Genomic DNA, 13677 nt, shown 5'->3' with positions numbered 1-13677 from the left:
ATCATGCATCGGATCGGGCAGCTTGCGCCTTGATGAAGATCACGATGGATCGACGAATCACGTCCACAAGGAATACGCCCTCCGGCGTGGATCGGAATCCCTTTACCGTCGGATATATTATTTGTTTTATTTGTCCTGCAAAGCAAGAATACTGACTTCCAGACCGGAAAAATCGAATGAAACGTATCTTGTGCCCGGCTTTGTGCGCCGGGCTGCTGGGCTTGGCGAGCAGCGGGGGGGCTGCGCAGACGGGCGGCGGCGCGGACCTGTTCGCCGACTGGTCGAAGGAGGACAAGGCGCTGGCCCTCAACCTGGGCGTCGGCGCGGCGGTCCTCGGGTGGGGCTTCGCCAACTGGGACTACGGCACCGGCGGCCCGCGGTTCCAGGACGAGGGCTGGTTCGGCCGGGACACCGACGAGGGCGGGGCAGACAAGCTCGGCCATCTCTACACGACCTATCTGTTCACCCACCTGTTCGCCGGCCAATACGAGCGCTGGGATTTCGAGAGGGACGAGGCGATCCGGTGGGGCGCCCTGTCCGACCTGGGGGTGAGCACCCTGATCGAGGTGGGGGACGCCTTCAGCGACCGCTACGGGTTCTCCTACCAGGACATGGTGTTCAATACGCTGGGCGCCGCGGCGGGATATCTGCTGTGGGCCCATCCGGAGCTGTCGCGGAAGATCGACCTGCGCCTGGAGTACAACCCGTTCCTGGACGGCGACCACCAGTTCGACGTGACGACGGATTACGACCGCCTGGGCTACGTGATGGCGATCAAGGCCGACGGGTTCGATTTCATCGAGAACGAGTACCTGAAGTACCTGGAACTGCATGTCGGGTTCCGCGCCCGGAACTACGACGACTACAGCGACCGGCCCGACATCGACCTGCGCAAGCAGTTCGTCTATGTCGGGATCGGCCTTAACCTGTCGAAGCTGCTGGAACCATACCTGGACGTCCCGGTCTTCAACTATCTCCAGGTGCCCTACACCTACGTTCCCGCGACCGTCCGGATTTCCGGCCCGCCCTGAAGCGGAGCGGTCCGGTCCGGTCCAGGATGAAGCGGGTGCGCGGTTTCCCCGCGCGGCACCCCGGGGTTAGGATACGGCAAGGAACATGAAGAGGACGAAAGGGAGGAAAGCCATGCCGGCGACACCGGAACCATACCGGCTCCATGTGCCCGACGAGGCGATCGAGGATCTGCGCGAGCGGCTGGGCCGGACCCGTTTTCCCGACCAGGCGCCCGGCGAGCCCTGGGCCTTCGGGACCGACGTGGAGTGGATGCGCGGCTTCACGGCCTATTGGCGGGACGGTTTCGACTGGCGGGCGCAAGAGGCGCTGCTCAACGGGTTTCCCCAGTACAAGGTGCCGATCCACGGGATCGACCTGCACTTCCTGCATGTTCCGGGGAAGGGCGCCGGCGCGATGCCGCTGCTGCTGTCGCACGGCTGGCCCGGATCGGTGTTCGAGTTCCTGGACCTGATCCCGCGCCTGACCGACCCCGCGGCCTTCGGCGGCGATCCGGCCGACGCCTTCACCGTGGTGGCGCCGTCCCTGCCCGGCTTCGGGCTGTCGTTCGCGCCCGGCCAGAAGCGTTTCGGCGCGGAGGAGATCGCCGACTGCTTCGCCGGGCTGATGACCGGGGTGCTGGGATACGACCGGTTCGGCGCGCAGGGCGGCGACTGGGGGTCCTTCATATCGTCGCGGATCGGCTATGCCCACCGGGACCGTGTGGCGGGCATCCACCTGAACCTGCTGCCGCTGCGGCGCGATCCGTCGATGGCCGGGTCCCCCACCCCGGAGGAGCGGCGCTACCTGGAGGAGCTGAAGCTCTTCCTGAAGGAGGAGACGGGCTACCAGTGGATCCAGGGGACCCGGCCGCAGACCCTGGCGTTCGGCCTGACCGACAGCCCGGCCGGGCTGGGCGCCTGGATCGCCGAGAAGTTCCGGGCCTGGTCGGACTGCGGGGGCGACGTGCTGTCGGTGATCGACCGCGACCGCCTGCTCGCCAATATCGGCCTGTACTGGTTCACCGGGGCGATCGGGTCCTCCTTCTGGCCCTACTACGCCCGCATGCACGGCCCCTGGCCGATCCCGGAAGGCGGCACGGTCGATGTCCCGACCGGCTATTGCCAGTTCCCGACCGAGATCCTGCGCCCGCCGAGGTCCATGGCGGAACGCACCTTCACCGACATCCGGCGCTGGAGCGTGATGGAGCGCGGCGGCCATTTCGCGGCGATGGAGCAGCCCGACGCCCTGGCCGCCGAGATCCGGGCCTTCTTCCGGCCGCTGCGCGGCTGACCCCGGGGAGCGGCGGTCAGCGTTTGAAGGGGAACTCGCCCAGCGGCTGCCACGGCCCGCCCAGATAGCGCCACAGCAGCAGGCTTTCGCCGAGCATGCGGAACGGCTCGAATCCGGCTTCGAGCCGTTCCAGCAGGGCGCGCGCCTCGGCCGGGGCGGCCTTGTTCTGGATCGTGACGTGGGGCCGGAACGGCTGCCGGTCCTGCGGGGTCAGATAGGCCGTCCAGCGGGCCGCCAGCGCCGCCCGGACCTCCGCCAGGGCGGGAGCGTCGAAGCCATAGGCGACCCCCTTCCCCAGGAAGCGCAGCCCCGTCGCCCGGAGGAGGGGCCGGGAGCGGCCGGCCTGCACCTCCCGCAGTCCGGCGGCGATGCCGGCCGGATCGTCGCCGGGAAGGTGGTGGAACAGGGTGAGATGCGCCGGCAGGAAGTTCCTCTCCGGCGGGAAATGCGCCCGCCGCAGGGTGTCCAGCCGGGCGAAGGAGTCGCCGTCCATCCCGAGCGTCAGGATCAGCGGCGCCGGACCGCCCGGCGCCGTCATGGCATCCTCCCCGTCGGAATAGCCGCGGTGAGGCGTCCCATGAATTCGCCCAAGGCAATACCATGGCGAGCAATGCCTATTCCTTCGGCAAGATAACAGCATATATCAATTTTTCGGTATATGACTCGGCTATGCTCTGGCATGTCGGGGCGATTCTCTCGAAAACTTGAAGGCATTAACTGCTCGTCAATTCATTCCTTATAAATTGAAGCTATCGCAAGACAAAGAGCCCGAAAGCCATGCCCTCCCCAGCCTCACAATCCTCCTCGGCCACTCCCTTCCCCGCCGCCTCGCCGGTCGATCAGCTCCACGCCGAGTATGCGGCTGCCCGCGACCAGATCCTGCGGCAGACCAACTCGACCCATGTGAGCGAGTGCCTGGACGCCATCCGCCCGCTATGGGCCGCGTACCAGGCGAAGCTCGCGGCGCTGGCCTCTGTCGCGCAGGCCTTCGAGCCGGCCGCCGAGGAACCCGTCCTGGTCCGGCTGTCCGCCTGACAGGCGATATGGGCCGCTTTCCGGCGAAGGCCAGGCCCCTCCCCTCATCGTCTTGACCGGGCTCGACCCGGTCATCGCTTGCAGGCTTCATCGGCGCCGCCGTGCAGGAAGATTCCCGAATCAAGTCCGCGGCTGTCCGGCACGGTCGTTGCGCGCTGCTCGCAAGCCTGAGCTAGAGCTGTACCCGATCAGGTCGATCCGCCCGAGACAGCCGATCCGATGCGTTGCGCCATGGGCGCAACCTACGACCGTCGGTCTGTATCACCTCCGCCCTGCATTGAGCCGTAGGTTGCGCCCGTGGCGCAACACAGCGCGCCGAGTGGAACAGCCGGCTGCGAGAGCCGGACCGGTTCAACCTGATCGGGAACCGCTCCAAAGGCAGAAGCACTCTCTTTTCGTCATGGCCGAACTTGATCCGGCCATCTTTCGCGGGATGCATCGAAGCCTCCGTGCCTTGAGATCCGCGGGTCAAGCCTGCGGATGACGAACCGAAGGGATCGTGTCCCCAGACGTGGTGTAGGATTGGCGTCACCAATCATCCTGGTTCCCAGCAGTCTGGCCGGGTTGCTCATGCCCCTGCGGCGGGCAGCATGATGGGGCTATCATCGCCGAGTGGAGCGATAGTTTCCAGTGTCATGTAGCGGGCGCGCTGGACGGCCCATTCATCGTTCTGCTCCAGGAGAATAGCGCCGATGAGGCGAGTAATGGCGTCCTCGTTCGGAAAGATGCCGACAACGTCGGTCCGGCGCTTGATCTCGCCATTCAGGCGCTCGATCGGGTTTGTCGAGTGTATCTTGACCCGATGTTCCTTTGGGAACGTCATGTAGGCCAGCACGTCGGTTTCCGCCTCGTCCAGGAGGGCTGCCAGCTTGGGAACTTTGGCGCGGATCTGATCGGCGACTTGGCGCCACTGGACTTTGGCGGCCTCGGCGGTGTCCTGGGCGAAGGCGGTGGCGATGAACGCGGCGAAGAGGCGCTTGCCCTGCTTGCCAGCATGCGCCATGGCGTTGCGCATAAAATGCACCCGGCAGCGCTGCCATGTCGCCTGGAACACGCGCTGGACAGCGGCCTTGATGCCTTCATGGGCGTCGGAAATCACCAGCTTGACGCCGGCGAGACCGCGACGCTTGAGCTTGCGCAGGAATTCGAGCCAGAAGGTCTCGGCCTCCGATGCGCCGATGTCCATGCCCAGCACCTCGCGCCGGCCATCGGTGTTGACCGCCACCGCGACGGTCACGGCGACAGACACGATGCGTCCCTGCTGGCGCACCTTGACGTAGGTCGCATCGATCCAGAGGTAAGGCCAGTCGCCTTCGATCGGACGGTTCAGGAACGTCTTGACCCGGTCGTCGATCTCTTCGCACAGGCGGCTGACCTGGCTCTTGGAGATGCCGCTCGTGCCCATGGCTTTGACCAGATCGTCCACCCCGCGGGTCGAAACGCCCTGGATGTAGGCCTCCTGGATCACCGCCGTCAGCGCCTTCTCGGCCATCCGGCGCGGCTCCAGAAATCCTGGAAAATAGCTGCCCTTGCGCAGCTTGGGGATGCGCAGTTCCACCGTGCCGGCTCTGGTTTCCCAGTCGCGATCCCGGTAGCCATTGCGCTGTGCGAGGCGGTCAGCCGAGCGCTCACCGTGACCGGCGCCGGTCACCGCCTGAACCTCCATCTCCATCAGCCGCTGGGCGGCAAAGCCGATCATCTCACGCAGCACATCCGCATCTGTGCCCTTTTCAAGCATCGAGCGAAGCGTCATCATCTCGTCGGTCATCGTGGTCACCTTGGATCAGGTATGTGTTGTGGTGACCAGACTTTACCCGAGAACCACGATGACCGCCCGTTCCGGGGCAGGCCCTCCGGTCGGCTACGCCTCCCTGCGGGCCTGCCCCGGAACGGGCGCTCCTACACCACGCCTGGGGACTTGATCAACCGAGAAGGAGGAAACGTTCTTCCGGAACGCTCTAAGATTTGATCGGCAACGACCGCGCCAAATCGCGGCCCTTCCTATCCGGATCGACGCCCGGCTGGCGGCATGGTTCCCCCCTCGCCATTCGCCACCGAGGGACGAACCAATTTCCCGTCGACTCGGCCATGCTTCTCCTATGCACTATCGACCTGCATGACAAGACAATGAGGAACCAAAGGTTAAGTCAAAATCTTCAACGGCCGAAAAATCTCCAAATAGTTGCGCATCAAATAATACTTCGCATGCAATCGCATGTTTTTCTATTAATTTTAGTATCATTACTGTGGATCATGATAATATTTATTGCCAAGTAACGGCAGGACTTTCGTTATTACGAGTATAGGAATATGCCAAACCTTCCAGCCGGCCCAGCCATGCGCCGAACCGGGGGCAGGCTTTGCGGATCGCCGGCAGGCCAAGACGGACGGCGAGCCCCGCTCCATGGCGGACCTTCGTCCTATCCGAGTATCGCATGTGGACGGGCGCATGACGCTCGGTCCACTGCTCCAGCCGTTTCGACGGCGCCGTCCGGGGCGAGTCGTTGACCCGCTCGGGGCCGCCGGCCCTGGAAACGGCATCGGCGACCAGTGCTGCCAACTTGCCGGCCTCGAAATACAACGCGGTCACTAGCCTTGGTGCCGTTGGCGTTGCGGCCCAGGGCGCCACCTCCTCCTCGGTCAGCCGGCGGAAGCGGGAGGCATCCTCGACTCGATCGGCGACGATGATCACCGAAATAGCACGTCCGGCGGCATCCGCCGAGCGCTGATGCGGTGTGCCGGGCTCACCCCCCGTCATGAACCTCCCCGTCCACCCGCCCGGTCCCGGATCGATCCGGGACCGGGCGGGTGCGCCGCGGCCTTGGATCGCGACGGGTTCAGGCCGCCGGCAGATTCGCCGGCATGGGGAGATAGCGCCGCTCCAGCTCGGCCAGCAGGACGCTGAGCCTGTCCGCCGTCTCCTGCACGCGATCCGGCGTGGTCCAATCCGGAAGGTCTTCGCGCGGCACAGGCGGCGTCGCGCCGACCTGCACCAGGTTCACCGCTTCGGTGGGATCGTTGATCAGGTCGTAAAGCTCCCACTGGTCCGCTTTCCCGCCCGACGGGTCGAAGTAGCGGGACAGCTTGGCATCCTCGGTCCTGACGCAGCGGATGTGGTTGGGCTGGCACACCGGGCCGGACGCCAGGTTCGGCACGGGTCCCTTGCCGTCGGAGCCCAGCCGCACCGAGTCCACCACGGCCTTGAACAGCTCGTAGTTCGCATATCCGCTGGGGTTGGTCTCTTCCGCACCGGGCAGCGGTTCGGTGATCTCGTCGTCGGTGATGAAGAGCACGCCCTGGCGCGGCGTGCCGTCCGCCTCGGTCACGGTCTCGCTGTCGCCCTGCAGCAGCGGCGCCAGGTCGGCTCCGGGCAGCGGCGGCACGGGATGATGCGTCTCGGACAGCTCGCGGCCGATCTTCTCCCGCTGCGCCGGGCCGACTCCGGCGAGGCCCAGCACGGTCGGCACGATGTCGGCGTGGCTGGTCACGGCGTCCACCTGCCGCATCGAGCCGTCGCCGTCGCGGTCTTCCGGCATCAGGACGACCATGGGCACGCGCACCGCCTCTTCATAGGCGATGTGCCACTTCTCCATCATCATGCCGTGCGCGGCGCCGAGTTCGCCATGGTCGCTGGTGAAGATCACGATCGTGTTGTCCGCCTGGCCGGACTCCTCCAGGGTCTTCAGCACCCGCTCGATATGGGGATCGACGGCCGAGAAGGTCCAGCCGTAGAACTGCAGGAACCGGAGGGAAGCCTGATCCTTGTCCGGGTACAGCGCGAACGGGATCGAGAACCGCAGCGCCAGATCGACGCCCGCCTCGGTCCGGACCCCGTCGTCCCGGCCGGCCGGCGCGAGCGTGCCGTAGGCCGACACCGACGAGAGGGTCAGCCCGACCTTGTACGCGGAGTCGAAGTGGCAGTCGGGCTTGTTGTTGGCCGGCAGGTCCTCGTCCTGGGTCGGCGAAGCCGTGGCGCAGTCCTGCGGGAAGCCCAGCGGGTTCAGCGGGACCTGCATGGTGCCGTTGACCGGCGGCATCGAGAGGTCGCCCTGCGCCGGCACGGTCAGCGGCCCGAAGATCGACTGGGTCTGCGGCGCCGGCACCGTCCCCGGATCGGCGTCCGACGGCAGCGCCATCGCGATCACCGTCGGATATGTCGCGATGTCATGGGGATTGGTGAAGGAGACCACGGCGAGCCAGGGTCGGTCCGTAAGGTCCTCCGCGGGGGAATCCGACCCGTCCTCGGCCTTGGAGGCGACGTAATTGTAGTTCAGCGCCAAGCCCTTGCGGTGCAGGAAGCTGCATGCCTCGTCCGCGAAGCCGTAGTCGCGGTAGACGCCGAGATTGTTGGGGCTGGCGCCGTGGGGGTCGGGATAGCAGGTTTCCCAATTGCTGAAGCCGTAGGACTGGAGCGACGAGGACGAGTGGTGCAGATGCCATTTGCCGAAATAATGGGTCGAATAGCCCGCCCCCCGCATCCAGTCGCCCAGGGTCGGAATGCCGTCGGCCTTCAGCCAGTGGAAATCCGGCTCGTCGCCGCTCTTGAACATGCCGTCGGTCTGGGTGACTCCGGTGCGGGTGCCGTATTGCCCGGTGAACATCACGGCGCGGCTCGGAGTGCAGGCGCTCGACGCGATGGTGTGGTTGCGCAGCACCACGGCGTTCTTCCTCAGCCGGATCAGGCCGGGGAAGAACTTGGCGAAGGGGTTGGAGTCGTCCACCTCGCCCCGGAAGCCGAGGATGTCGTCGAGTTCCTCCGGAAACCCGCCCTGCGGACCGTCGAAGCAAGGATACCGGTACTGATCACACATGATCAGCAGGATGTTGGGGCGGGTGTCGGTTCGTGAGCCGGGCATGGAGAACTCCATCGGGCAAGGTCTTTGGGAGCGAAGGATATACGATCCAAGAAATAGAGTAATCATGACGTTGACTGAAATGAATTTCAAGTTGAATTTACCCTGTCAGGCCCTTCATAAACTTGAGTATCGAATTAATAATTGATTTTCCTTGGAATGGTTACCTTGGTATGTTTTTGGAATAACTCGCCCACTTGAAGTTGTTTGAGTAAAGTCGAACCATAATTCCAACCATCTCAAAAGCTAGATTTCAGCATCATCGGAGAATGGACTTCGGCGCCTTCTTCGTGCCGGAAGATCGGCTTGAACCGTTCCGGGTTCCACCCGCCGCACCGTGTTGCGCCATGGGCGCAACCTACGCTCGACGCAGGGCGGAGGTGATGCGGGCCGACGATCTTGGGGTGCGCCCATGGCGCGAGGCATCGGATCGGCTGCCCCGGCGCGCCCCACATTTTGCATGCATATGAAACTTTTAAAGATATTGGGGTATACAGTATAACGGCATCGACGTCCCGCCGAAGATAGTATTTCTAGTCCCCAAGGTGTCTTCTTGCTCTCGCCTCTTTGTCCCTGCTGCCGGAACTCCGGGTATCCGATCGGTCAAATCGATCTGGGGGAAAGTTGCAACGACGCTTTCGAAGGGCGTCGGATGTTTCCCGACACGGGCACGATGATCCGATACTCGGCCTGCCTGGCCTGCGACCATATCTGGACCACCTGCCTCGACCATTGGACTTCGGCCGACTTTCAACGGCACATCTACAATGACGATTACGCGCTCGCCGACCCGCCGTTCACGTACGACCGTCCGGCGCGCAACGCGGCGCTGATCGACGGGATGGTCGGTTCCATGAAGGAAACGGTCGATATCCTGGACTGGGGCGGCGGAAACGGCCTCATGGTGCGCCTGCTCGCCGAGCGCGGCTTCCGTCACGCGGTCTCCTGCGACCCCTTCTACGGCGACGGCAGGCCGGCCCCGGGACGGAGATTCGACCTGGTGACCTGCTTCGAGGTGATCGAGCACGTTCCCGACCAGCAATCGCTGTTCGCCGAGCTTGCCCGCCTGGTCGCCCCGCGGGGAGCCCTGCTGCTGAGCACCCTGGTGCAGCCGGACGACATCCACCGGACGGGATTGGGCTGGTGGTACGCACGCCCCCGCAACGGACATGTCCGCCTGCACAGCACGGTCAGCCTGGAACACTGCCTGGCGGTCGTGGGGATGGAACTGGTGTCGCTGTCGGCAGAGCTGCACGCCGCGTTCCGGACGGCGGACTCACCGCTCGTCCAGGCGCTGCTGGCGGCGGAGGTCCATGAGCCGTCTCTGCCCGGCTGAACCGTTCAGGAAAGCGACCGGGAGACCGGGACCGCCGCGCCGACGAGCGCCCGTTCGGGCGGCAGCTCGACCACCACCTCGGTGCCGCTGCCGGGCTCGCTCGACATCCGGACGGTGCCGCCGTGGCGCTCCACGAGCTGGCGCACCAGCGGCAGGCCCAGCCCGGTGCCCTGGGCCTGGCGGGCATGCCGGCTGTCGGACTGCTCGAACGGCTGGAAGACGCGCGCGAGGTCGTCCGGCGGGATCCCGATGCCGGTATCCGTCACGACGATGACCGTGCGGCCGTCGGCGGGCCGTTCCAGCGAGACTCCGATCAGCCCGTCGGCAGGCGTGAACTTGATGGCGTTGGACAGCAGGTTGTCCAGGACCTGCCGCAGCCTCAACCGGTCAGCGAAAACGCCGATATGGCCCAAGGCCGGCTCCAGCTCCACCCTGACCTCCGCGGCGCGGGCGGCTTCCCGCAGGTCGCGGATCGCCTCAGCCGCGACGGCGACCAGGTCGACGGCCTCCTCCCGAAGCTCCAGCTTGCCGGCCTCCAGCTTGGCGAGGTCCAGGATGTCGTTGATCAGCGACAGCAGCCTCTGGCCGGCATGGTGGATGTCGCCGATATACTCCGCCTGACGCTCGCCCAACCGCCCGAAGATGCCGGTCATGAGGGCTTCGGAGAACCCCAGGATCGCGTTCAGCGGCGTGCGCAGCTCGTGGCTGACATTGGCCAGGAAGTTGGACTTGGCCTCGCTGGAGCGCACGGCGGCGTCGCGCGCGGCCACCAGGTTGCCGGTCAGGTCCAGGAGCTGGCGGTTGGTGGCGCGCAGCGTCGTCTCCGAACGCATGTGGCGGCGCATCAGCCAGCCGAGCGCCAGCAGCAGGACGACGAAGCCGACGCCGTAGCCGAGCAGCTTGACCTGGAAGGCGCTCACCTGGGACTGCATCCGGCCGATCAGCGCGTTCTGCCGTTCGACCACGGCGAGCGACATGCGCCGGTGGACGACGATGGCCTGCCGGACCCCGTCGTCGGCGACCCGGCGGAACGCGGCCGGGTCCGACGCCAGCAGCGGCAGTGCCCGGTCGATCAGGTCGACGGCGCGGCGGACGTCGGCGACGCCTTCCTCGGACCTGATGCCCCGGGTGTGCCATTCGGAGCTGCCGGTCTCCGGCAGCGAGTTGATCCGGTTGAAGACGTTGTCCAGCCGGAGATTGATCTCGTCGACCTGCGCGGGGTCGGCCGATTCCGGCGTCACGTCGGGAGGCAACCCTCGGATGGCGACCTGGAGGCGCAGAAGATCCCCGGCAAGCTGCCCGTCGTACCAGATGTCGGCGCCGCTGGCGATCTCCACCGACCGCTGGATGGCGATCAGATCGAAGACGAGCATCGGCGAACTGCACAGCAGCAGCACGAAGGATACCGTCCAGACGATCTTGCCCAGGTCCATGAAACGCTCCCTGGCAGCCATCAGCGGGTACGGGGTCGCGGCGGCTTGCGGACGGGACCGCGACGCAGGTTCACGCCGTCCGTCATTCCACCATGATCGATTTCAGCTGCCAGACCCAGCGCGACAGGTAATCGCGCTGGCCCAGTTCCGGAAAGGCGTGCTGCGGATAGATCACCCAGACCGGGCCGCGGTCGCGCCGCGACATGTATTCGCCGTCCCGCTTGAGGGCCAGCATGACGGGCCAGGTGCGGGCGTCGGCGGCCGGGGTCGTGCTCTCGAACTCGTTGAGCGCGATCAGCCTCAGCGTGGCGGCGGCCGGATCGGCGCCGACCGCCTCGAGCAGCGACGAGAGCAGGACCCCCTCGAACACGGAGGGTTCGACGGTCCAGCTCGTCAGGGTGGTGAATCGGACCAGCCCCAGGGATTCCAGGGCCGGCAGGTCGAAGCGGATCGGTCCGTCGGCGGCGATCTTGCCACCGATCGTCAGGATGACCGGACCCTTCGGTTCCGGGAAGTCCATGCCCGCTTTCAGCGTCGGCTCGGTGACCCGCTCGTAGACGGGCGAGGGGGCCTGCGCCGCGGCCTGCCGGGGAGCCGTCGCGAGGCCGATGGCCATGAGGCAGGCACACGCCCCGGCAAGCAGGCGCTTGAGGACACGAGGATTCGGCAATGATGATGATAAAGCGAAATGCTGCGCCACGGCGAGACTGCCCATGTCCGGGGGACGAGTTGAAATACTATATGCACCGGTAGCGGTGCATCTGTTATCAAATTTGGTCATTCATTACTTAAGATCCGATGAAAAACCCGCTTAGCTTGGCATCTGATATCCGCTGCGGACCTTTGTGGTAAAGCATCGGCGTGTTCTAGTTCTAAATTCGTATGACCAATGGCGGGACGATCCCGAAGCCGTGGCCGAACAGGTCGATCCGGTGCGTCGCGCCGTGGGCACAACCTGCGATCGTCGGTCCGAACCGCTTCCGCCCTGCGTCGAGCCGATCCGGTACCGCGCCTACAGCAGGATCGTCTCGCCCTTGCGGCGGACCCGGAACCAGCGGCAGCCGTAGCGGTCGAGGTCGATGCTGACCTCGCCCTCCTTGCCCAGGTCGAAGTCGCCGTGGCCGAACAGGTCGATCAGGCTGTCCCAGCCCAGCGCGTTCTCGACCTTGAAGGTGGCGCCGCATTCCTTGCCGCCCAGGTTGTGGATGGTCAGGACGGTCCGGCCTTCCCAGTCGTAGCGGAGCGCGAACACCGCGGGATCCGTCACCGGGACGATGCTCCAGGTGCCGAAGGCGATCTCGGGAGTCTCGTTGCGGCGGCGGATCAGGCGTTCCATCCAATTGAGCAGGGAGGCATCGTCGCGCCGCTGGCCCGCGACGTTGACGCCGGCCGGCCCCCAGCGCTTGCCCGAGACGACCGGGCGGCGGAGGTCTCCGGGCTTCGCGGTCGAGAAGCCGCCGTTGATCTCGTCCGACCACTGCATGGGCGACCGGACGCTCAGGCGGCCGGGAATGTCGAGGTTCTCGGACATGCCGATCTCCTCGCCGTAGAACAGGACCGGAGCCCCGGGAAGCGCGAACATCAGGCTGTAGGCCATGTGGATCCGGGCCGGGTCGCCGTCCAGCATGGTCGGCAGCCGGCGGCGCAGGCCGCGGCCGAACAGCTGCATCTCCGGCTTGGGGCCGAATGCCCGGAAGACCTCCTGCCGCTCCGCCTCGGTCAGCTTGTCGAGGGACCATTCGTCATGGTTGCGGATGAAGTTGCCCCACTGGGCGTCGGGCGGCAGCGACGGCAGCGCCTTGAGGCCGTGGATCAGCGCGCTGGCGTCGCCCCGCGCCAGGGCCATCGCGAAGGACTGGTTGAGGTTGAAATTGATGCACATGTGCAGCTCGTCGCCGTCGCCGAAGAAGCGGCGGACCTCTTCCGGCTCCAGGTTGACCTCGCCCATCAGGAGCGCGTCGCCCCGGCGCCGGCCCAGGAAGGCGCGCAGCTCGCGCAGCCAGTCGTGGGGCGCTATGTCCATCCGCCCCTGGATGCCGATCGTCTCCAGCAGGAAGGGCACCGCGTCGACCCGGAATCCGGCCAGGCCGAGCTGGAGCCAGAAGCCGATGATCTTGCGGATCTCGTCGCGCACGGCGGGATTGGCGATGTTGAGGTCGGGCTGGTGCTTGTAGAAGCGGTGCAGGAAATACCGGCCGGCCTGCTCGTCCCACTCCCAGTTGCTGTCCTCCTTGTCGGGGAAGACCAAGCCGTCCTTGCCGTCGCCGGGAGGGATCCTGTCGCTCCAGACGTACCAGTCCCGATAGGGCGAGTTGGGATCGGACCGGGCCGATTGGAACCAGGGGTGCTCCTTGGAGGTATGGTTGACCACCAGGTCGGCGATGACGCGGATGCCGCGGTCGCGCGCGGTCCGGATGAATTCAACGAAGTCGCCCAGCGTTCCCAGCCGGGGATCGATGCCGTAATAGTCCGTGATGTCGTAGCCGTCGTCGCTGTTGGGCGTCGGGTAGAACGGCATCAGCCACAGGCAGGTGACCCCCATCCCGGCCAGATAGTCGATCCGCTGGATCAGCCCGGCGAAATCGCCGACTCCGTCCCCGTCGCTGTCCTGGAAGGTCTCCACGTCGAGGCAGTAGAAGACGGAATTCTTCCACCAGGTGTCGCTGGTCCGGGTGATCGCCATGATGGTCCCTCCTCTCCCTGGTGGCCGCCCGCGACG

The 13677-nt window shown here is 65.7% G+C and carries 11 protein-coding genes; 4 read left to right on the top strand and 7 right to left on the bottom strand.

Going from position 1 to position 13677, the window contains the following annotated elements:
- Positions 1-176: 176 nt before the first annotated feature.
- Together IGS68_RS04900 and IGS68_RS04895 are read left to right on the top strand one after the other, a co-directional pair.
- Positions 177-1031 (top strand): DUF2279 domain-containing protein, encoded by an 855-nt coding sequence (locus IGS68_RS04900; RefSeq protein WP_201077778.1) that lies wholly within the window; start codon positions 177-179, stop codon positions 1029-1031.
- A 112-nt stretch (positions 1032-1143) separates the two neighbouring features.
- The gene (locus IGS68_RS04895; RefSeq protein WP_201077776.1) at positions 1144-2301 is read left to right on the top strand and encodes an epoxide hydrolase family protein; all 1158 of its coding nucleotides are present in this window, start codon (positions 1144-1146) and stop codon (positions 2299-2301) included.
- Between the two features lie 16 nt (positions 2302-2317).
- Here the strand turns inward: IGS68_RS04895 and IGS68_RS04890 are convergent, their stop codons facing one another.
- Complete coding sequence (locus IGS68_RS04890; protein WP_201077774.1) at positions 2318-2839, bottom strand: 2'-5' RNA ligase family protein; 522 nt, start codon at positions 2837-2839, stop codon at positions 2318-2320.
- A gap of 239 nt (positions 2840-3078) precedes the next feature.
- Between IGS68_RS04890 and IGS68_RS04885 the strand changes: the two genes are divergently transcribed.
- Positions 3079-3336 (top strand): hypothetical protein, encoded by a 258-nt coding sequence (locus IGS68_RS04885; protein WP_201077772.1) that lies wholly within the window; start codon positions 3079-3081, stop codon positions 3334-3336.
- A gap of 568 nt (positions 3337-3904) precedes the next feature.
- On the opposite strand, the gene IGS68_RS04880 is transcribed toward IGS68_RS04885, so the two are convergent.
- The 3 genes from IGS68_RS04880 to IGS68_RS04870 all read right to left on the bottom strand — a co-directional run bounded on the left by IGS68_RS04880 (position 3905) and on the right by IGS68_RS04870 (position 8192).
- Positions 3905-5104, bottom strand: a complete 1200-nt coding sequence (locus IGS68_RS04880; RefSeq protein ID WP_201070895.1) for an IS256 family transposase — start codon at positions 5102-5104, stop codon at positions 3905-3907.
- A gap of 495 nt (positions 5105-5599) precedes the next feature.
- Positions 5600-6094: a DUF4276 family protein gene (locus IGS68_RS04875; protein ID WP_201077770.1), complete on the bottom strand. Its 495-nt coding sequence runs from the start codon at positions 6092-6094 to the stop codon at positions 5600-5602.
- Between the two features lie 79 nt (positions 6095-6173).
- The gene (locus tag IGS68_RS04870; protein ID WP_247881179.1) at positions 6174-8192 is read right to left on the bottom strand and encodes a sulfatase-like hydrolase/transferase; all 2019 of its coding nucleotides are present in this window, start codon (positions 8190-8192) and stop codon (positions 6174-6176) included.
- A gap of 649 nt (positions 8193-8841) precedes the next feature.
- Between IGS68_RS04870 and IGS68_RS04865 the strand changes: the two genes are divergently transcribed.
- Positions 8842-9525, top strand: coding sequence for a class I SAM-dependent methyltransferase (locus tag IGS68_RS04865; protein ID WP_201077766.1), 684 nt, complete (start codon positions 8842-8844; stop codon positions 9523-9525).
- A 5-nt stretch (positions 9526-9530) separates the two neighbouring features.
- Here IGS68_RS04865 and IGS68_RS04860 read toward each other — a convergent pair whose 3' ends face one another.
- The 3 genes from IGS68_RS04860 to IGS68_RS04850 all read right to left on the bottom strand — a co-directional run bounded on the left by IGS68_RS04860 (position 9531) and on the right by IGS68_RS04850 (position 13641).
- Positions 9531-10958, bottom strand: a complete 1428-nt coding sequence (locus tag IGS68_RS04860) for a sensor histidine kinase (protein WP_201077764.1) — start codon at positions 10956-10958, stop codon at positions 9531-9533.
- Positions 10959-11040: 82 nt separating this feature from the next.
- Entirely contained in the window at positions 11041-11574 is a 534-nt protein-coding gene (locus IGS68_RS04855; protein WP_201077762.1) for a putative pterin-binding protein, read from the bottom strand.
- Between the two features lie 396 nt (positions 11575-11970).
- Positions 11971-13641 (bottom strand): alpha-amylase family protein, encoded by a 1671-nt coding sequence (locus IGS68_RS04850; protein ID WP_201077760.1) that lies wholly within the window; start codon positions 13639-13641, stop codon positions 11971-11973.
- Positions 13642-13677 lie beyond the last annotated feature (36 nt).

This window comes from Skermanella sp. TT6, from assembly GCF_016653635.2.
Lineage (GTDB): Bacteria > Pseudomonadota > Alphaproteobacteria > Azospirillales > Azospirillaceae > Skermanella > Skermanella cutis.
This window is presented reverse-complemented; position numbering and strand designations above follow the sequence as displayed.

What these genes read in the sequence shown, in the direction of transcription:
- IGS68_RS04890 (WP_201077774.1), bottom strand. Translation starts at nt 2,839, where the DNA reads ATGACGGCGCCGGGCGGTCCGGCGCCGCTGATCCTGACGCTCGGGATG.
- IGS68_RS04895 (WP_201077776.1), top strand. Translation starts at nt 1,144, where the DNA reads ATGCCGGCGACACCGGAACCATACCGGCTCCATGTGCCCGACGAGGCG.
- IGS68_RS04865 (WP_201077766.1), top strand. Translation starts at nt 8,842, where the DNA reads ATGTTTCCCGACACGGGCACGATGATCCGATACTCGGCCTGCCTGGCC.
- IGS68_RS04870 (WP_247881179.1), bottom strand. Translation starts at nt 8,192, where the DNA reads ATGCCCGGCTCACGAACCGACACCCGCCCCAACATCCTGCTGATCATG.
- IGS68_RS04875 (WP_201077770.1), bottom strand. Translation starts at nt 6,094, where the DNA reads ATGACGGGGGGTGAGCCCGGCACACCGCATCAGCGCTCGGCGGATGCC.
- IGS68_RS04860 (WP_201077764.1), bottom strand. Translation starts at nt 10,958, where the DNA reads ATGGACCTGGGCAAGATCGTCTGGACGGTATCCTTCGTGCTGCTGCTG.
- IGS68_RS04850 (WP_201077760.1), bottom strand. Translation starts at nt 13,641, where the DNA reads ATGGCGATCACCCGGACCAGCGACACCTGGTGGAAGAATTCCGTCTTC.
- IGS68_RS04885 (WP_201077772.1), top strand. Translation starts at nt 3,079, where the DNA reads ATGCCCTCCCCAGCCTCACAATCCTCCTCGGCCACTCCCTTCCCCGCC.
- IGS68_RS04855 (WP_201077762.1), bottom strand. Translation starts at nt 11,574, where the DNA reads ATGGCCATCGGCCTCGCGACGGCTCCCCGGCAGGCCGCGGCGCAGGCC.
- IGS68_RS04900 (WP_201077778.1), top strand. Translation starts at nt 177, where the DNA reads ATGAAACGTATCTTGTGCCCGGCTTTGTGCGCCGGGCTGCTGGGCTTG.
- IGS68_RS04880 (WP_201070895.1), bottom strand. Translation starts at nt 5,104, where the DNA reads ATGACCGACGAGATGATGACGCTTCGCTCGATGCTTGAAAAGGGCACA.